This window comes from Micromonospora tulbaghiae (assembly GCF_900091605.1).
GTDB lineage: Bacteria > Actinomycetota > Actinomycetes > Mycobacteriales > Micromonosporaceae > Micromonospora > Micromonospora tulbaghiae.
In genome coordinates, this window is sequence record NZ_FMCQ01000007.1 from 246860 (window position 1) to 266034 (window position 19175).

The following is a 19175-nucleotide window of genomic DNA, read 5'->3' on the forward strand; positions in this document are numbered from 1 at the left end:
ACGGCGCTCGGCACGCCCGGGGCGTTGAGCGAGCAGGTGGCGAGCGTCTCCAGGTCCGGGCGCTGCGCGCCGATCCGGTTGAAGGCGATCTCGATCCGGTCGAGCACGGCGATCCGCTTGCTGCGCAGCGGGCCGAGGATCGCGTTGTCGACGAAGTTCGGGCCGCCCTCGGGGCGTACCGCCTGCCGGGCCAGCCGCTCGTTCTGCCGGGCGATCTCCTGGTCCAGGTTGGCCAGTTCCCGTTCCACCTGGGCCGCGGCCGCCGCGGGTACGGCGGGCAGCTTGTCGCGTACGGTCGGGCAGTTCACGGTCTGCGCGGCCGCAGTGGTGGCCGGGCGGCCGTTCTCGCCCGCCGACGCCAGTTGCAGCCCACCGGCGAGCAACAGCGCCGCGAGGGCGCCCACCCCGCCGAGTTTCAGGACCGCGGTCTTGCGCGTACCCCTGGCCATGCACCTCTCCTCTGGTTGACCGGGAGGGCCGGCGCGGCGGCTGCCGCCCCGTCTCCACGGTGCGAAGTGACGACTGGAGGAATCTGCTCGTGCCCGCTCCGGCATCGCGGTTCCGGCCGATGTTCCGGTCGGCGGTGGATACGGGTGGCGCGTCGGGATCGTTCAGTGCGTACCGAGGTTTGACCGCATCGACACCCATCGTTAGGCTGCGCTGAAAGCGCTTACTGTGCGGGAGACGTGAGCGTTCGGCATGGCACTGGCGTCCGGGTTTCAAGGCCCGCCCCGACACCGACCGGGCATCGGTGCCGGCGTGGGCACGGCACCACCACCCGCAGGAGACCAGCATGATCAACCGACACCGCCGTACGGTGTTGTGGACGTCCGCCGCGGCGACGGCCGCGCTCGTCGCGTCCGGCCTGGCCGTCGGCGCGACCGCCGCCCAGGCGGCCGCCGGCTGCCGCGTCGACTACGCCGTCACCGCGCAGTGGGGCGGCGGCTTCACCGCCAACGTCAACCTGACGAACCTCGGCGACCCGCTCAACGGCTGGGCCGTCACCTGGACCTTCGGCGCCGGGCAGACCGTCACCCAGTTCTGGGGCGCCGAGATCACCGCCAGCGGCGCCTCGGTGCGGGCCGCCAACGTCAGCTACAACGGCAGCCTGGGCACCAACGCGAGCACGTCGTTCGGCTTCAACGGCACCTGGAACAACAGCAGCAACCCGGTCCCGACCGCGTTCGCGGTCAACGGCGTCACCTGCACCGGCGGCGTCACCCCCACCACCGGCGCGCCGCCCACCAGCGCCCCGCCGCCGAGTACGCCGCCGCCCAGCAGCCCACCCCCGAGCACCCCGCCGCCGAGCACGCCTCCGCCCAGCACCCCGCCGCCGACCGGCGGTGCGATCTACGCCGCGCCGAACGGCACCGCCGGGGCCGCCGGCACCCAGGCCAGCCCCACCACGATCGCCGCGGCGATCACCCGGGTCGGCGCGGGCGGCACGATCTACCTGCGCGGCGGCACGTACAACCTGTCCCAGACGGTCACCGTCGCCGCCGGCAACAACGGCACGTCGAGCGCCCGCAAGAACCTGTACGCCTACCCGGGCGAGACGCCGATCCTGAACTTCTCGGCGATGACCGAGGACCCGGCCAACCGGGGACTGGCGCTGAACGCCTCGTACTGGCACGTGCGCGGGCTCGTGGTCGAACGCGCCGGTGACAACGGCATCTTCGTCGGCGGCAGCAACAACATCATCGAGCGCACGGTGACCCGCTTCAACCGCGACACCGGTCTGCAACTGTCCCGGATCGCCTCCAGCACGCCGCGCGACCAGTGGCCCGCGAACAACCTCATGGTGAGCGTGGAGTCGCACGACAACGCCGACTCCGACGGCGAGGACGCCGACGGCTTCGCGGCCAAGCTCACCGTCGGCGGTGGCAACGTCTTCCGGTACGCGGTGTCGCACCACAACATCGACGACGGATGGGACCTCTACACCAAGTCCGACACCGGCGCGATCGGCGCGGTGACCATCGAGGACTCCCTCGCGTACAGCAACGGCACGCTGAGCAACGGCACGCAGAACGGCAACGGCGACCGCAACGGCTTCAAGCTCGGCGGCGAGGACATCGCCGTCAACCACACCGTCCGGCGCACCATCGCGTACCGCAACGGCAAGCACGGGTTCACGTACAACCGCAACCCGGGCACGATGACGATCTCGAACAACCTGAGCATCGACAACACCGAACGCAACTTCTCGTTCGACGCCGGCATCTCGGTCTTCCGGAGCAACACCTCCTGCCGCTTCGCCGGCAGCGGCTCCAACGACAAGACCGTCGGCAACGTGGACGGCTCGAACCAGTTCTGGTCCGGCGCCAACGGCTCCCGGTGCTCCACGTACTCCGGCGCTCTGGCCTGGTCCTTCACCACCGACGGCCGCCTAACGGCAACCCTGGGAGGCCGCGCAGTCTCCCTCTGACCCCCCGGGCCCACCCGGTCGATCATGAAGTTGGCGGCCGAATCGGAGATCGACAACGCCGTCAACTTCATGATCGACGGGTGTGGGAGTGGGGTGGGACCAGGAGCGCGGGCAGGGGCGGCTAGGTGGGGAGCGTCGCGGGTGGGGTTGTCGCAGCTGCTCGTGGTGCTCGACCGCGCGCCACGCGTCAGGTGCCAATGTGCGGCGGGCCGCGGAATCCGACCGAAGGACCGGCTTGACAGCCTGATCATCGCTTAGGTTAGCCTAACCTCCGTGACGAGCAGAACGGTGCGAGCCGACGGCTTGAGCGGCAGCGACCTGCGGCTGGGCTACCACGGCACGACGGTGGTGCACGACGCCGCCATCACTCTTCGGCCCGCGGCCGTGACCGCGTTGGTCGGCCCGAACGGCAGCGGCAAGTCGACGCTGCTGCGCGGGCTGGCCCGCCTGCACCCGCTGGAGCACGGCGAGATCGTGCTGGCCGACGGCACGCCGGCCCGGGCGCTGTCCGCCCGGGACTTCGCCCGCCGGGTCACGCTGCTCGCGCAGAGCCGACCCACCCCCAGCGGGGTGACGGTGCGCGACGTGGTCGGGTACGGCCGGCACCCGTACCGTCAGCGGTGGCGCGCGAACGACCTCGACGGACCGGCCGCGATCGACCGGGCCATGCGGGTGACGGGCGTCGACGCGATGGCCGGCCGGCCGGTCGACGAGCTGTCCGGCGGCGAGCTGCAACGGGTCTGGCTGGCCACCTGCCTGGCTCAGGACACCGCGATCCTGCTGCTGGACGAGCCGACCACGTTCCTGGACCTGCGCTACCAGGTGGAGATCCTCGACCTGATGCGCGAACTCGCCGACACCGCCGGCGTCGCCGTCGGTGTGGTGCTGCACGACCTCAACCAGGCGGCCGCCGTCGCCGACCAGGTCGTGCTCCTGCACGAAGGCCGGGTCCGCGGTGCCGGCACGCCGCACGAGGTGTTCACCGAGGCGGCGCTCACCGAGGCGTACGGCATCCGCGTCGAGGTGACGGTCGACCCGGTCACCAACCTGCTCTCCACTCGTCCCGTCGGCCGGCACACGACCCGCGTCTGCGCCTGACCGACTCCTGCCCACAGAAGAGAAACCGATGTTGCGTACCCGTCTGACCCTGCTCGCCGCCGCCGCGGCCAGCGCGCTGCTGATCGCCGGCTGCGGCACCACCGAGGAGCCCGCCGCCGCACCGTCCCCCTCCGACGCCGCGTCCACCGGCCCGGTCACCGTCACCGACAGCCGGGGCAAGACCATCACCCTCAAGAGCCCCGCCACCAAGGTCGTCGGCCTGGAGTGGGGCGAGGTCGAGATGCTCGTCGGTCTCGGCGTGATGCCGGTCGGCGTGGCCGACCCCAAGGGGTACGCCACCTGGGTGACCGCCGCCCCGCTCGACGCGGGCGTCAAGGACGTCGGCACCCGGGGCGAGCCGAGCGTCGACTCGATCGTCGCCCTCCAGCCGGACCTCGTGGTGATGGAGGCCGAGCGCGGCTCCGCCGTCGTCACCCAGCTGGAGAAGTACGTCCCGGTGCTGGTCACCAAGGGCAGCGACGCCTCCGACAACATCGGCCGGATGCGCGCGGACCTGAAGATGATCGCCACCGCGACCGGCCGGACCGCGCAGGCGGACAAGCTGCTCGCCGACTTCGACGCCGCGCTCGCCGACGGCAAGAAGAAGATCGCCGACGCCGGGGCGGCCGGCAAGCAGTTCGCCATCGCCGACGGCTGGAAGGAGGGCAGCACCGTCTCGATCCGGATGTTCGGCCAGGGCGCGTTCGTCTCCCAGCTCGGCATCCAGCTCGGCCTCAAGAACGCCTGGACCGGCAAGACCGACGAGATGTGGGGCCTGGGCCAGACCGACGTCGAGGGCATGAACGTCCTCAAGAGCCAGGACCTGCACTTCTTCTACAACGCCTCGGACGGCAACGACGTGTTCGCCGACGGCCTCGCCGGCAACGCGATCTGGCGCTCCCTGCCGTTCGTCCAGCAGAACAAGCTGCACAAGATGCCCAACGGCATCTGGACGTTCGGCGGCACGCTGTCCGCCAAGCAGTACATCGACGAGCTGGTCAAGGTCTACACGGCTTGAGCGCGATGACCGCCCCCGCCCCGCCGGGGCCGGCCACCCGGCCGGCCCCGGTCGGGCCGCCGCCCGCCCGGCGCAGCCGCGTCGCCGGCGCGTTCACCCTCGCCGCGGCGCTGCTCGTCGCGATCACCGCGGTGCACCTCACCCAGGGCACGTCGTCGGTGGGGGCGCTGGACCTGCTCCGGCTGCTCACCGGCGGCGACGACGAGGCCGCCCGGGTGCTCGTCGCCTCCCGCCTGCCCCGGCTGCTCACCGGCCTCGCCGTCGGCGTCGCGCTCGGTTTCGCCGGTGCCGCGCTGCAGTCGACCACCCGCAACCCGCTCGCCTCGCCGGACACGCTCGCGGTGAACGCGGGCGCGCACCTGGCGATCGTCTCCACCGCCGCGTTCGGGATCGCGCTGCCGGCGCTGCCCTCGGGCGGCCTGGCGTTCTGCGGCGGCCTCGCCGCCGCCTCCCTGGTCATGCTGCTCTCGGCCGGCGGCCAGGCCGCCACCACCCGGCTCATCCTCGCCGGCTCGGCCACCGCGATGGCGCTGGCCTCGGTGACCATGCTGATCCTGCTGCTGTTCGAGCAGTCCACCATCGGCCTGTTCGCCTGGGGCAACGGCTCGCTCGTGCAGGGCGACCTGGTCGCGTTCACCCAGCTCGCCCCCGTGATCGGGGTCGCCGCGCTGCTGCTCGTGGCGCTCGGGCACCGGCTGGACCTGCTCGCCCTCGGCGACGACACCGCCACCGTGCTCGGGCTCAACGTGCGCCGCACCCGGCTGACAGTGGTGCTGCTGGCGGTGCTGCTCTCCGCCGCGGCGGTCACCATGGCCGGGCCGATCGGCTTCGTCGGCCTCGGCGCGCCGGTGATCGTCCGGCTGCTCGGCAAGTGGGTGCCCGAGGTGCACCGGCACCGGGTCCTGATGCCGCTGGCCGGCATCGTCGGCGTGGTCATCGTGCTCGGCTCCGACGTGCTGCTGCGGGCCGTGCTCGGCGGGCAGGCCGGCGTCGACGTGCCGACCGGCGTGGTGACCACGCTCTTCGGCGCGGTGCTGCTGATCTGGCTGGCCCGCCGCCACCGCGACGCCGGGCCGACCCGGCAGGCGCCGGGCGGTCACGCCGCCGTCCGCTCCCGCGGCTTCGTCGCCACAGTCATCGCGGTCTGCGCGGTCGTCTTCACCGCCGCGCTGGTGCTCGGCATGCTCTTCGGTGACACCTGGGTGCTGCTGGGCGACGTCGTCAACTGGCTGCAGGGCCGCACCGGCCCGGCGTACACCTTCGTGCTGGACGCCCGCTGGCCGCGAGTCACCGCGGCGCTGCTGGCCGGCGCGGCGCTGGCCCTGGCCGGCACCACGGTGCAGGCGGTGTGCCGCAACCCCCTGGCCGAACCGGGCATCCTCGGCATCACCGGCGGCGCCGGCATCGGCGCGGTGTCGCTGCTGACGTTCGCGCCGATGGCCGGCGTGCTCGCCCTGTCCGGCGCCGCCGGTCTCGGCGCGGTCGCCGCGTTCGCGCTGGTCTACGGCCTGGCGCGGAGGCGCGGCCTCAACTCCGACCGGCTGGTGCTGATCGGGTTCGCGGTCTGGCAGGGCGGTACGGCGATCATCACGTTCATCGTGGTCTCGTCCGACCCGTGGAACACCGGCAAGGCGCTGACCTGGCTGTCCGGCTCCACCTACGGGCGTACCGCCCCGCAGGTGCTGCCGGTGCTGATCGCGCTGCTGATCGCGCTGCCGGTGGTGGCCGCCGTGCGCCGCGAGCTGGACCTGCTCGCGCTCGACGACGACACGCCCCGGGTGCTCGGCGTCCGGCTGGAACGCGCCCGGCTGATCGCGCTCGGCCTGGCGGCGCTGCTCACCGCCACCGCCGTGTCGGCGGTCGGCGTGATCGGCTTCGTCGGCCTGGTCGCGCCGCACGCGGCCCGCGCCCTCGTCGGCGGGCGGCACACCCGCGTCCTGCCGGTCGCGGTGCTGCTCGGTGCCACCCTGGTCAGCCTCGCCGACACGCTCGGCCGCAGCGTGATCGCACCCGCCCAGGTCCCCGCCGGTCTGGTCACCGCCTTGATCGGCACCCCGTACTTCGTCTGGCTGCTGTGGCGTTCCCGCGCCGCGGCAGCCGCCCGTTGACCCGTTCACCGACGCACCGCCCACCGGCCGTGAGAGGAATGACGCATGACCAGCACCCTGGCCGTCGCGCCCTGGCGAGTCTTCACCGTCGAGGTCCGCGCGCTACGCCGGCTCGGCCCGTCCTTCCTGCGGGTGACGCTCACCGGCCCGGACCTGGACCGGTTCGCCGACAACGGGTACGACCAGCGGATCAAGCTGGCCCTGCCGGCGGTCGACGGGGCGCCGGGGGAGCTGCCCGACGGGCCGGACTGGTTCCCGCGTTGGCGTGAGCTGCCGGACGGGCTGCGCAGCCCGATCCGCACCTACACGGTCCGGGCGGTCCGGCCGGAGGCGTACGAGGTGGACGTGGACATGGCGCTGCACGGCGACGGCGGCCCGGCCACCCGGTGGGCACGGCGGGCCCGCCTCGGCGACCGGATCGCCGTGGTCGGCCCGGATGCCGGGTGGGACGGCCCGCACGGCGGGGTCGAGTTCCAGCCGCCGGCCGGCGCCACGCTGCTGCTGGCCGGCGACGAGACCGCCGCGCCGGCGATCTGCGCGATCCTGGAGCGGCTGCCCGCCGACGCGCGCGGGCACGCGCTGGTGGAGGTGCCGGAGACCGGCGACGAGCTGCCCTGCCGGGCCCCGGCGGGCGTGACCGTGACCTGGCTGCCCCGCGACGGCGCCCGGCACGGCAGCCGGCTCACCCCGGCGGTGACGAGCCTGGCCGGCCGGCTGGTGCCCGTACCGGCCGGGCCGGTCGCCGCGCCGCTGGCGGAGGTGGACGTGGACCGGGACATCCTCTGGGAGGTGCCGGATCGGCCCGACGGCGCGCCGCTCTACGCCTGGCTGGCCGGGGAGGCGGCGGTGATCCGCGGCCTGCGCCGCCACCTGGTCACCGAGCGGGGCATGGACCGGTGCGCGGTGGCGTTCATGGGCTACTGGCGGGCCGGTCGCGCGGAGAACTGATCGTCCCCACCGCCGTTGAAGCGGGCCGGCGCACGGCGCCGGCCCGCTTCGTCATCGGCGCGGCGCGTACGGGGCGAGCGGGTTGACCAGCGTGCCGGCGAACTGCAACGCGGCCGACGGGTCGGACAGGTCCACCATCTGCTGGTTGTTGCGCAGCTGCAGCCGGTTGAGGCAGGACAGCGTGAACTCCGGCGCGAACAGGTCGTGCCGGCGCATCCGGTCGGCCAGGTGCGGCACCGTGGCGGCGTAGTCGGTGGCGCACTCGGCCACCGTGCGCCAGAACCCGTCCTGGTCGAGCACGCCCTGGGTGTGCAGGGCGGCGCTCAGGTGCCGCAGGAAGCAGTCGAACACGTCGGTGAAGATGGAGAGGATCTTCTCGTCCTCCGGGATTGCGGCCCGGATCCGCCGCACCTGCTCCGGCAGGTCCGCGTCCGGGTCCATCACCACGATCTCCTCGGCGATGTCCTTGAACACGACCCGCTCCACCGCGCCGCCGTCCAGCACCAGGATGACGTTCTCGCCGTGCGGCATGAACGCCAGGTCGTGGGCGTACAGGCTGTGCAGCAGCGGCACCAGGTAGGCGTCCAGGTAGCGCCGCAGCCAGTCGGCCGGCGCCAGCCCCGACTCGTCGATCAGTGCCGCGGCGAGCGAGCGCCCGTCCCGGTCCAGGTGCAGCAGCGAGGCCATGGTGGCCAGCCGCCGCCCGGGTTCCAGCGCGGGAACCGGGCTCTCCCGCCAGAGCGCCGCCAGCATCTTCCGGTACGGGGAGTACCTGTCGGTGGCCGCCTCGTACTGCCGGTGGCGGTAGCCGATCGCGGCCCGCTCCCGGATGATCGACAGGCCGGTGCGCTTGAGCACCGGGTCGCCCTCGATCAGCCCGGCCAGCCAGTCGTTGATCGCGGGCGTCGCCTCCATGTAGGCGGCGGACAGCCCGCGCATGAAGCCCATGTTCAGCACCGACAGCGCGGTCTTCACGTAGTGCTTGGCCGGGTCGCTGACGTTGAAGAAGGTCCGGATGGACTGCTGCGCGAGGTACTCGTCCGGCCCTTCGCCGAGGCAGACCAGCCGGCGCCGGGCCACCTCACCGGCGAACGTGACAGCGAGCTTGTTCCACCACTGCCACGGGTGCACCGGGACGAACAGGTAGTCGGCCGGGTCCAGGCCCAGCCCGGTGAGCGTGGCGGTGAACCGGGCCGGCGTCTCCTCGCCCAGCTCGGCCCGCACCAGCGTGTCGTAGTCCAGGTCGTCGGCGCAGGTGAACGTGGTGTGGTCGCGGTGCGCGGCGAGCCAGAGCAGCCGTACCGGCGCGGCGGCCTCCGGGGCGTACGCGTGGTATTCGTGCACGCCGAAGCCGATGCGGCCGTTGTTGGCCACGAAGCAGGGATGCCCCTCGGTCATGCCGGTCTCGATCGCCTGGAAGTCGGCGGCGGCCAGCTCGGCGGCGTTCAGCGCGGGCTTGGCGAGCTTGTACGCGGTCCCGGCCAGCGTGGAGGTGATCTCCTCCAGGTAGACCGGCAGGATCGCGTCGGTGAGGCCGAGCGCGCCCCGCAGCTCCACGCAGAGGTCCACGGCGTCGGGCGGCAGGTCCGCGCCGTCGCGGCGGCGCACGATGCTGTCCGCGTCGACCTGCCAGTGATCCAGCGCCAGCCGCTGCGCGGCGAACCGGTACTCGACGGTGCCGTCGTCGCTGCGTACCAGCCACTGTCCCGGGCCGGCGGGCTCGGGGGCGATCAGCCGCTCGTGGGCGAACTCGGCGAGCGCCTTGCGCACCAGCAGCCGGTTGGCCGTCGCCCACGCCTCGGGGGTCAGGTGGTCCACGGATGCGCTGGCGTTCACGCCGGTGCCCCTTCCTCGCTGGTGGGCGCGCCGGTGGCGGCCCGGAACTGGTCCCGGGTGCAGACGCTGAGCAGCGCCTCCTTCTCGGGCTTGCGGATCGGGCCGACGACTGAGAAGCCGACTGCCGCGTTGAGCGCGTGCACGGCGGTGTTGCGCACGTCCGGCTCCACCACCACCCGGCGTGTCGCCGGATCGGCGAACAGCCAGGCCATCACCGTGGTGATGACGGCACGGGTGAAGCCGTGCACCGGCGTGTCGGCGGGAGCGCAGAGGAAGTGCATGCCGACGTCGCCGGGCTCCGGGTCGTACAGGCCGACCAGCTCCACGCGGGCCGGGTCGTACCGCTCGGCCAGGAACGCCGGCGTGCCGCGCCACGATCCCAGGTACGCGTCGTGGTGCGGGTGGTCGGCGATGCGCCGGTACTCGGCGGCGACGGCGTCCACGTCGGCGTCCTGCATCAGCCAGAACGCGGACTTGGGGTGGGTGACCCAGCGGTGCAGCAGCGCGGCGTCGGCGTCCGGGTCCAGCGGGCGCAGCGTGAACTCGCCCAGCGCGTCGTCGACGCGGGTGAACGCGGTCATGCCGGGCTCGGTGCGCTCGCTCATGCCGGGCCGTTTGGGCATGCGCTCGCGGCCCTCGCTTCGCTCGGTGCGCTCGCTCATGCCGGGCCGGCTGGGCATGCGCTCGCGGCCCTCGCTTCGCTCGGTGCGCTCGCTCATGCCGGCGCTCCGGCCGGGGCGCCGAACTCCTGGAACGCGATGGTCTTCTCCACCGGGTAGTGCTCCCGGCCGGTCATCTCCCGGATCAGCCACGAGTTGCGGTACGGGCCCATCCCCAGGTCGGGTGAGGTGATGCTGTGGGTGTGGGTGCCGCCGTTCTGGAGGAACACGCCCCGGCCGGTGTGGTCGACGCTGTAGTTGCGGGCCACGTCGAAGCGGCCGTGCGCGTCGAAGCGGAGCCGGTCGCGTACCGGCGCGAGGAAGTCCGGTACCCGGTAGTGGTAGCCGGTGGCCAGCACCAGTCCGGCGGTGTCGAGCGTGAACGCGCGGTCCTGTTCGGTGTGGCGCAGCCCGAGCCGGTAGCGGCCGTCGGCGTACGCCGCCTCGACCAGTTCGGTGTTGGTGAGCAGGCGGCTCGGCACCGGCCCGTGCAGGCTCTTGGCGTACAGCAGGTCGTAGATGTCGTTGATCAGGTCGGCGTTGATGCCCTTGAACAGCGGCTTCTGCGCGGCCTCCAGCGCGTAGCGGGTCGGCTCGGGCAGCGCGTGGAAGTAGTCCACGTAGTCCGGCGAGGTCATCTCCAGCGTGAGCTTGGTGTACTCCAGCGGGAAGAACCGGGGCGAGCGGGTCACCCAGGTGAGCTGGTAGCCGTACGTGTCGATGTCGCCGAGCAGGTCGTGGTAGATCTCCGCGGCGCTCTGGCCGCTGCCGACGACGGTGATGCTGTCCTTGGCCCGCAGCGCCTCCCGGTGCTCCAGGTAGCGCGAGTTGTGGATCATGTCACCGCCCAGCCCGGCGCAGGCCGGCGGCAGGTAGGGCGGCGTGCCGGTGCCGAGCACGAGGTGCCGGGCCCGGTGGGTGACCGGCCCGTCCGGCGTGTCGGCGCGCACCACGTACCGGTCGTCGGCCTCGTCGTACTCGACGGCGGTGACGGCGTGCCGGAAACGCAGGTTCGGCAGCTTCCCGGCGGCCCAGCGGCAGTAGTCGTTGTACTCGGCGCGCAGCGGGAAGAAGCTCTCCCGGATGTAGAACGGGTAGAGCCGGCCGGTCTCCTTCAGGTAGCTCAGGAACGAGTACGGCGAGGTGGGGTCCGCGAGCGTGACCAGGTCGGCGATGAACGGCGTCTGGAGCCGGGTGGATTCGAGCAGCATGCCGGGGTGCCAGTCGAAGGTGTCGCGGGCCTCCAGGAACAGCCCGTCGAGGTCGTCGATCGGCGCGGTGAGGCAGGCCAGGCCGAGGTTGTAGGGGCCCAGCCCGACGGCGATGAAGTCGTGGGTCGACATGTTCTCGTTCTCCTCGGCGGGGGTCAGACCGGGCAGGAAAGCTCGGCGACGGCCGCGGTCCTGGCGTACCAGGCGGCGTGGTCGGCGATGAGGTCCAGCACGTGGGCGACGTCGTCCACTGTGGTCTCCGGGTTGAGCAGGGTGAGCTTCAGGTGGTGAGCGCCGTCGACCTTGGTGCCGGCGACCAGGGCCGCGCCGGAGGCGGCGAGCGCGTCGCGGGCGTACAGGTTGGCCTCGTCGACCAGGTCGGGGGCGAGGCCGGCCGGCCGGTACCGGAAGACCACTGTGCTCAGCTGCGACGGCGCGGCCACCTCGAAGCGCGGGTCGGCGTCGAGCCGCCGCCACGCCTGCGCTGCGAGGTCGACGACCTGGTCGAACAGCGCGCCGATCGCGTCCGGCCCCATGATCCGCAGGGTCAGCCAGAGCTTGCACGCGTCGAACCGGCGGGTGGTCTGGATGCTCTTGTCGACCTGGTTCGGGATGCCCTGCTCGACCGCGCGGGCCGGGTTGAGGTAGTCCGCGTGCCAGGTGGCGTGGCGCAGCGTCCGGCCGTCGCGGACCAGCAGCGCGCTGGAGCTGACCGGCTGGAAGAACGACTTGTGGTAGTCCACAGTCACCGACGCGGCCCGCTCGATGCCGTCGAGCAGGTGCCGGCGGGTGGGGGAGACCAGCAGCCCGCAGCCGTACGCGGCGTCGACGTGCAGCCAGACGCCCGCGGCGGCGCAGATGTCGGCGATCTCCGGCAGCGGGTCGATGGTGCCGAAGTCGGTGGTGCCGGCGGTGGCGACGACGGCCATCACCACCTGGCCGTCGCGGTGGCAGCGGTCGATCGCGCGGGCCAGCTCGTCGGTGCGCATCCGGCGGTTCGCGTCGGTGGGCACGGTGAGCACCGCGTCGGCGGCCAGGCCGAGCAGCTTGGCGGCCTTCTGCACGCTGAAGTGCCCGGCCGCGGAGGTGAGGATGCGCAGCCGGGAGAGCACCTGCGGCCGGTCCGGCCGGCCGGCGGCGCCGCCCACCGTGCGGTACGCCTCCTCGCGCGCCAGCAGCATCGCCTGGAGGTTCGACTGGGTGCCGCCGCTGGTGAAGACCCCGTCGGCGCCGGCGCCGAGCCCGATGCGCCCGGCCGTCCACTCGATCAGGCGCCGCTCCATCAGCGTCGCGCCGGCGCTCTGGTCCCAGGTGTCCAGTGAGGAGTTGACGGCGCTGAGCACCGCCTCGCCGAGCAGCGCCGGGATGACCACCGGGCAGTTCAGGTGGGCCAGGTAGCGCGGGTGGTGGAAGTAGACCGCGTCGCGCAGCCACACGTCGTGCAGTTCGTCCAGGGCGGCGTCGGTGTCGCCGAGCGGCCGGTCCAGGTCGATGGCGCCGATGAGCGGCGCCAGTTCGTCGGGCGTGACGCCGGTGAACGGCCGGTCCGCCTCGCCCACCCGGCGGGCGACCCGGTCGACGCCGCGTGCCAGCACGTCCCGGTACCGCCCGAGCGAGCCGGCGTTGAACAGGTGGCCGCGCGCCGTGGCGGCGGCGCGGCCGGTGTCGGTGGGCGCGGCGCCGGTCGGGCTCCCGATCGAACTCATGCGACTTCCCAGCGGTCGTACGGACAGGACGCGCGGCAACAGCCGCGGCGATGAGGTTAGGTTAGGCTGGGCTAACTATCAAGCACGACTCGGGGTGCTTTGTCCCGCATGTACCGCCGGTTGGCACCCTGCCCGCGTCGCGGTAGGGTCGCCCTCGGTTAGGGGAGGTTATCCTAAGTTGATTATGGAGCGGAACCGGCGCCCGGCGCGTCGAGGCGGCGCGAGACGATGACGCACGTCGATCGCGACACGTGGGGTGTGCCCCAGATGTGGGCCGCCGACGTCGACGCGCTCGCGCGTCTGCAGGGGCGAGTCGCCGCACTGGACCGGGCCTGGCAGATCAGCGTCGAACGATGGCGCGCCGAAGGTCGCCTGGCCGCCCACGTCGGCCCGGCCGAGCTGGCGTGGGACCGGTTCGCCCGCCGCGTACGGCTGGACGACACCGCCCGGCGCTGCTACGAGCGGCTGGACCCGGACACCCGGCGGTGGGTCGAGGCGTACGTCGACGGGGTCAACTCCGGACTCGCCGAGGGCGCCGCCGCCGCGCCGGAGTTCGCCGCCACCGGCGCCGCGCCTGAACCCTGGCGGCCCTGGTCGCCGCTGGGCGTCTTCCTCGTCCAGCACGTGCTCTTCTCCACGTTCCCGAACAAGCTCTGGCACGCGCACGTGGCCCGGACGCTCGGCCCCGACGCGGCCGGGTTGTTCGCGGTCGAGGGACCGGCGTCCTCGGGCAGCAACGCCTGGGCGCTGCCCGCCGACCCGGCCACCGGGCGTGGCCCGGTGATCGCCGGTGACCCGCACCGGCTGCTCGAACTGCCCGGCGTCTACCAGCAGGTCCGGCTGGCCTGCCCGGAGTTCGACGTGGTCGGCCTCGCCTTTCCCGGCGTGCCGGGCGTGCCGCACTTCGGCCACACCGGCCACGTGGCGTGGGCCGTCACCAACGCGATGGCCGACTACCAGGACCTCTATCGCGAACGGCTGCGCCGCGACGGCGACCGGGTGCTGGTGCGCGACGCCGACGGCTGGACACCCGCCGCGCGCCACGTCGAGGAGATCGAGGTCCGTGGCGGCGCCCCGGAGACGGTCGAGGTGATCGAGACGCCGCGCGGCCCGGTGATCGACCACGACCGGGTCACCGGTGAGGCGATCGCCCTGCGCACCCCGAGCCGGGTCGAGGCCCGTCTCGGCTTCGAGGCGTTGTTGCCGCTGCTGCGCGCCCGGCGTGCCGGCGACGTCGCCGACGCGCTGCGCCACTGGGTCGAGCCGGTCAACAGCGTGCTCGCCGCCGACACCGAGGGCGGTGTCCGCCGCCTGGTCGCCGGTCTGGTCCCGGTACGCGACGAGCGGTGCCGCCGGGAGCCCGTGCCCGCCTGGGAGCCGCGGTACCGGTGGCGGGGCGGCTACCTGCCGCTGGTGGACGAGCCGGTCGACGGTGTGGCGGTGTGCGCGAACGACCGCCGTGACGACGTGGCCGCACACGGCGCCGACTTCGCCCCGCCGCACCGGGCCCGCCGGATCCGGGAGCTGCTCGCCGAGGGCGCCGGGCCGTCCACAGTGCACACCGACGATCGGCTCCCGGCCGGACCGCTCCACCGCCTGCTCGACCGGCTCGACCCGGGCCGGCTCGACAAACCCGCCCGCGCGTTGCTGCTGCGGCTACGCACGTGGGACCGGGCGATGGCGGCCGGCTCGGCCGAGGCCGGCGCGTACGCGGCCTGGCGGGCCGCGCTCGCCCGCCGGTTGCGCGTACACCCGAGGTTGCGTGCCCTGGACGAGCCGCGCGGATTCGACGAGCTGTTCGCCCCCTGGACCGACCCGGCGGCCCGGATCGGCCTGGCGCTGGACCACCTCGCCGCCCGGTTCGGCGCCGACCTCGCGGGACCGGCCGCCGAGGCGCTGGCCGAGGTGGCCGCCGGCCCGGCGCCCGGTGAGTGGGGGAGCCGGCACCTGCTGTACCCGGTGCACCTGGGCGTGGCCCCGGCGGTCACCGACGCGGTGACCGCGATGCGGCAGCGGGTGGCGCTCGCCGGTGACAACGACTGTGTGCTGGCCACCTCCAGCGTGCCGGGAGTCTCCGACGCCTGCTGGCGCGGCCCGGTGGCCCGCTACGTGTGGGACCTGACCGACCGGGCGGCCAGCCGCTGGATCGTCCCGTTCGGCGCCTCCGGGCGCCCCGGCGACACGCACTTCGCCGACCAACTGACCCACTGGGCCGCCGGGACGCTGATCCCGGTGCCCGCCGGCCCACTGACGGGAGACGAGACGACGTGATCCACCTGGAGCGGATCCCCGGCCTCGGCGAGCTGGCGCTGGAGCCGGTACGCCCCGACCGGCACGCCGAACTGCTGCACGGCTGGGTGGTCCGGCCGCGCAACCGGTTCTGGGGCATGGGCTCGCACACGGTCGACGAGGTACGCGAGATCTACGCGTTCGTCGACGGGCTGGACACGCATCACGCGTACCTGATCCGGCTCGACGGCGAGCCGATCGGGCTGTTCCAGACCTACCAGCCGGAGGCGGACCCGGTCGGCGAGCGCTACCCGGTGCAGCCCGGCGACGTGGGGACGCACCTGCTGCTCGACGCGCCCCGGGCGTACCCGGGTTCGCTGACCGGCTCGGTCTTCCCGGCCCTGATCCGGTTCCTGCTGCGTGACCCGGCCGCGCGCCGCGTGGTGGTCGAGCCGGACGTGCGCAACGACGCCATGCTGCGCCGGCTGCGGATCGAGGGATTCACGTTCGGCGCCGACATCGACATGCCGGACAAGCGGGCCCGGCTGGCGTTCCTGACCCGCGAGCGGTTCGAGGCGGATCACCCGGCGGCCTGACGCCTTGTCCGCGTCACGGGCCGTTGGCGCGCAGCCGCCCGGCCAGGTCCCGCACCGTCTCGGCGTACGCCGGGTCGTCCTCGGACGGGAGGTGACCGTTGATCGGCGGCGGGACGCTGTCCCAGGGCGGCGCCACCAGGCTCTCCGGATCCCGGAGGCGGCGGTCCACGGTCGCCTCCGGGCCCGGGACGCGGGCCGGCTCGTCGGCGCGGTGCGGGGAGAAGATCCATCCGCCCAGCGCGTCGGTGTCCCGCCACAGGTTGCGCCACCGCCACCCGACCCGGCCGCCGATCCCGCGCAGCATCTCGTCGCCGACGTAGGCGGGGAACAGCCGGGCGTAGAGTCGGCGCAGCGGTGAGCTGTAGGTGAGCAGCGCCACCCGCGCGCTGATCTCCGCCGGTAGTTGCAGGACGGTGGCGGCGACCAGCACCGAGCCGTGGCTGTAGCCGGAGAGCAGCACCCCGTTGCCGTCGCGCACCAGGTACGTGATGCGCCGGGCCAGCTCCGGCACGGCCCGCTCGGCGTAGCACGGCGGTGCGAACGGATGCGCGGCCCGGGGCCAGAACGTGGCGAGGTCGAAGAGCACGCCGACGTGGTGCCGGAACCCGGGGCTGCGGTAGGCGAAGATCCCGGCCACGACCAGGGCCAGCACCGCCGCCGAGAGCGCCACCCCGCCCACCTCGATGCCGAACATGACCAGCTCGGCCGGGACGTGCGTGCGCCGTTCCAGGGCCTCGCCCGGCTCGGGATGGACCAGCGCCATCGCGGTGGTCGCCGCGCCCGCCCCGGCCATGACGGCGAACAGCACCGCCAGCGGCACCAGCAGGTCGGTGAACCGGGCCCGGACGATCATCGTCCGGACCTGCCGCAGCCGGGGCACCGCCTCGGCCGGGGGCGCCGGGAAGTCGCGCTCGACGATCGCCTGGGCGGCCCGGATCCGGCCGCGCCGGGACACCAGCGCCACCACGGCGGCGGCCGCCAGCGTGACCAGCAACGCCCGGAAGAAGCCGTAGATCGCCCAGGTGTAGGCGCGCGCCGGACCCGGTATGTCGTCCGCCGGGGACATGCCCCGGTCCAGCAGGTCGGCGGTGCGCTGGACCAGCTCGGCGGAGTACGCGACCGCGAGCCCGCCCGCCGCCGCGGCGACCACGAGCGCGCCGAGCCCGTTCGGCGGCTGGTGGCCGCGTGCCCGAAGCCGGTGCCGGAGCAGCACGGCGCCGAGGCCGCCGAGCAGGACCGCGTGCGTGACCAGCAGCCAGGTCAGGATCGAGCCGTAGCCGGGCAGGCCGCCGCCGGTGCGCCAGCGGGCCGGGGCGAACAGCAGGTACCCGGCCACCACGACGGTGAGCCCGACCGCGGTGCCGCGCAGCACCCGGGCCACCCGGTCGCGTCTCGGGTCGGTGGGCGCCCGGTCGACGAGCGGCGGAACGCAGACCAGGACCACGCAGGCGAGCAGGAGTGCGGCGGTGACCGCCAGCAGCGCCGCCACAGTGGGCGGGACACCCTGTGCGGCCCGGGCGGCGAGGAGACACCCGTCGAGGGTGGCGAAGGCCACCGCGATGTGGATCGAGCGCAGCCGGCCCATCAACGGCTCGGTGTCCCACTGGCCGATCGTGCTCAGCGGGGGCCCGACGGACGCCCGCTCCGGGGCCCGGAACGCGGTGAACGAGCGTCCCGGCCGCCGGGCGCCCCACCAGACCAGACTTACCGCGGCGGCCGGGACCAGCGCCAGCACCACCAGCCGCAGTCCCACCGGCCGCCCGCCCATCCAGGACAGCCACTCGCGGTCGGCGATGCAGGCCGGGACGGACAGGCACTGCCAGGCCACCAGGTCCAGCGCGACCCCGGCGCCGGCGAGCACGTACAGCGCGGTCAGGCTCAACCCGAGCACCCGGCACAGGGCCCGCACCATCGCGCCGCCGACCGCGTCCCCCGGCCGCATCCACACGGCCACGTTGAGCAGCATGAAGGGCATCAGGAACAGCAGCGAGAGGGTACGCAGCGCGGTGCCCGACGGCAGGTCGTTCCACCGGTACGCCTCCAGCGTCACCCCGCCGGCGCCGTGCTCGTCGGCAAGCCCGGGGCGGGGCCGGTAGAAGCCGGCGCTGCGGTCGCCCGCGACCTGCCGGACCAGCGGGCGGCCCAGCACCTCGGCGGCACCGGCCGCGGAGACGCCGTGCACCCGCAGCTCCACCACCTCGTCCGACGGCGCCTGTGCCCGCCCTGGTCCAGCCGTCATCGACCCTCCGCGACGTCCCGGCCGCCCACGCCGCCTGCACGGCCCGCCCTCGGGTGGCGCAGCGTCCTACCCGGCCGGGCCGGGGGCAAACGCGAGTGGGCCCGGCGGGCGGCCCGTTCGAAGCAGCGCCGTCCGGGTAACCGCCGGCGGACGTCCTCGGACGTCCTCGGACGAAGGGAGCCCGCATGACCGGCCACGTGGACGGGGCCGAGCCCCGGCTGCCGCCGATCGACGTCGACCGCTGGGTGAACTCCGCACCGCTGACACCGGAGGACCTGCGCGGACGCGTGGTGCTCGTCGACGTCTGGGAGTACACGTGCGTGAACTGGATCCGCACCGCCCCGTACGTGCGGGCGTGGCACCGCGACTACCGCGACCTGGGGCTCACCGTGATCGGCGCGCACGCGCCGGAGTTCGCGTTCGGCCGGCTGCCGGAGAACATCGACCGGGCGATCCGCGACCACGGGCTCACCTACCCGATCGCGATCGACGACGACTACACGTTCTGGCGTGCCCTGCGCAACGACGCCTGGCCGGCGAAGTACCTCTTCGACGCCGACGGGCGGCTGGCCGGCCGCTGGGTCGGCGAGGGCGACTACGACCGGACCGAGGCGCTGATCCGGCGGCTGGTCGAGGCCGCCGCGCCCGCGACCGCGCTGCCGCCGGTCACAGCGGAGGTGACCGCGTTCGTGACCGGCCCGCAGCCCACGTACGCCGGGATCACTCCCGAGACCTACCTGGGCGCCGTCCGCGGTGTGCCCGGCACGTACGCGCTCACCGGCGACTGGCGGGTCGAGGACGAGTACGTCGAGGCGGGCGGCCCCGGCGCCGAGCTGGTCCTGCCGTTCACCGCCGGTGAGGTGAACCTGGTGGCCGACCCGGGACCGGAGGGACCGGCCGGGATTCGGGTGCTGCTGGACGGGAAACCGGCCGCTGACGCGCGCGGCGCCGATGTGGGCCCGGACGACCGGGCCCTCGTCGACCGGGCGGCCATGATCCGGCTGGTCGACGGCGCGACGGCGGGGGAGCACCGGCTCACCCTGCGCGCCGAGCGGCCCGGTCTGCGCGCGTACGTCTTCACGTTCGGTCCCTGACCCGA

General features: G+C 73.7%; 13 protein-coding genes and 1 pseudogene. 8 read left to right on the forward strand and 6 right to left on the reverse strand.

The window, feature by feature from the left end; genetic code table 11:
- Positions 1 to 449 (reverse strand): annotated as a pseudogene (locus GA0070562_RS21235) (hypothetical protein); the annotation flags it as partial.
- A 344-nt stretch (positions 450 to 793) separates the two neighbouring features.
- Between GA0070562_RS21235 and GA0070562_RS21240 the strand changes: the two are divergent.
- The 5 genes from GA0070562_RS21240 (at position 794) to GA0070562_RS21260 (ending at position 7600) form a co-directional block, all read left to right on the forward strand.
- Entirely contained in the window at positions 794 to 2428 is a 1635-nt protein-coding gene (locus GA0070562_RS21240; protein ID WP_091425040.1) for a cellulose-binding domain-containing protein, read from the forward strand.
- A 288-nt stretch (positions 2429 to 2716) separates the two neighbouring features.
- Entirely contained in the window at positions 2717 to 3526 is an 810-nt protein-coding gene (locus GA0070562_RS21245) for an ABC transporter ATP-binding protein (protein WP_091425042.1), read from the forward strand.
- Between the two features lie 28 nt (positions 3527 to 3554).
- Positions 3555 to 4544: an ABC transporter substrate-binding protein gene (locus GA0070562_RS21250; RefSeq protein WP_047891049.1), complete on the forward strand. Its 990-nt coding sequence runs from the start codon at positions 3555 to 3557 to the stop codon at positions 4542 to 4544.
- Between the two features lie 5 nt (positions 4545 to 4549).
- Positions 4550 to 6652, forward strand: a complete 2103-nt coding sequence (locus GA0070562_RS21255; RefSeq protein WP_091425044.1) for an iron ABC transporter permease — start codon at positions 4550 to 4552, stop codon at positions 6650 to 6652.
- 45 nt (positions 6653 to 6697) lie between these two features.
- Positions 6698 to 7600 (forward strand): siderophore-interacting protein, encoded by a 903-nt coding sequence (locus tag GA0070562_RS21260; RefSeq protein ID WP_091425046.1) that lies wholly within the window; start codon positions 6698 to 6700, stop codon positions 7598 to 7600.
- Positions 7601 to 7651: 51 nt separating this feature from the next.
- Here GA0070562_RS21260 and GA0070562_RS21265 read toward each other — a convergent pair whose 3' ends face one another.
- The 4 genes from GA0070562_RS21265 to GA0070562_RS21280 all read right to left on the reverse strand — a co-directional run bounded on the left by GA0070562_RS21265 (position 7652) and on the right by GA0070562_RS21280 (position 13012).
- A complete protein-coding gene (locus GA0070562_RS21265) occupies positions 7652 to 9436 on the reverse strand; it encodes an IucA/IucC family protein (RefSeq protein ID WP_091425048.1) in 1785 nt (594 codons plus the stop codon).
- Positions 9433 to 10017, reverse strand: a complete 585-nt coding sequence (locus tag GA0070562_RS21270) for a GNAT family N-acetyltransferase (RefSeq protein WP_175438823.1) — start codon at positions 10015 to 10017, stop codon at positions 9433 to 9435. Before GA0070562_RS21270 ends, GA0070562_RS21265 begins: the two co-directional genes overlap by 4 nt.
- 134 nt (positions 10018 to 10151) lie before the next feature.
- Positions 10152 to 11438, reverse strand: a complete 1287-nt coding sequence (locus tag GA0070562_RS21275; RefSeq protein ID WP_091425051.1) for a lysine N(6)-hydroxylase/L-ornithine N(5)-oxygenase family protein — start codon at positions 11436 to 11438, stop codon at positions 10152 to 10154.
- 23 nt (positions 11439 to 11461) lie between these two features.
- Positions 11462 to 13012 (reverse strand): pyridoxal phosphate-dependent decarboxylase family protein, encoded by a 1551-nt coding sequence (locus GA0070562_RS21280; protein ID WP_091425053.1) that lies wholly within the window; start codon positions 13010 to 13012, stop codon positions 11462 to 11464.
- Positions 13013 to 13240: 228 nt separating this feature from the next.
- On the opposite strand from GA0070562_RS21280, the gene GA0070562_RS21285 reads away from it, so the two are divergent.
- Both GA0070562_RS21285 and GA0070562_RS21290 read left to right on the forward strand, forming a co-directional pair.
- Positions 13241 to 15283, forward strand: a complete 2043-nt coding sequence (locus GA0070562_RS21285) for a penicillin acylase family protein (protein ID WP_091425055.1) — start codon at positions 13241 to 13243, stop codon at positions 15281 to 15283.
- Positions 15280 to 15837 carry a GNAT family N-acetyltransferase gene (locus tag GA0070562_RS21290; RefSeq protein ID WP_091425057.1) on the forward strand — a complete coding sequence of 186 codons (558 nt, stop codon included), beginning with the start codon at positions 15280 to 15282 and terminating at the stop codon, positions 15835 to 15837. The genes GA0070562_RS21285 and GA0070562_RS21290 overlap by 4 nt, the downstream gene beginning before the upstream one ends.
- A gap of 13 nt (positions 15838 to 15850) precedes the next feature.
- Here the strand turns inward: GA0070562_RS21290 and GA0070562_RS21295 are convergent, their stop codons facing one another.
- Entirely contained in the window at positions 15851 to 18076 is a 2226-nt protein-coding gene (locus GA0070562_RS21295) for a hypothetical protein (protein ID WP_091425059.1), read from the reverse strand.
- A 185-nt stretch (positions 18077 to 18261) separates the two neighbouring features.
- On the opposite strand from GA0070562_RS21295, the gene GA0070562_RS21300 reads away from it, so the two are divergent.
- The gene (locus GA0070562_RS21300) at positions 18262 to 19170 is read left to right on the forward strand and encodes a thioredoxin family protein (protein ID WP_091425061.1); all 909 of its coding nucleotides are present in this window, start codon (positions 18262 to 18264) and stop codon (positions 19168 to 19170) included.
- The last annotated feature ends 5 nt before the right edge of the window (positions 19171 to 19175 follow it).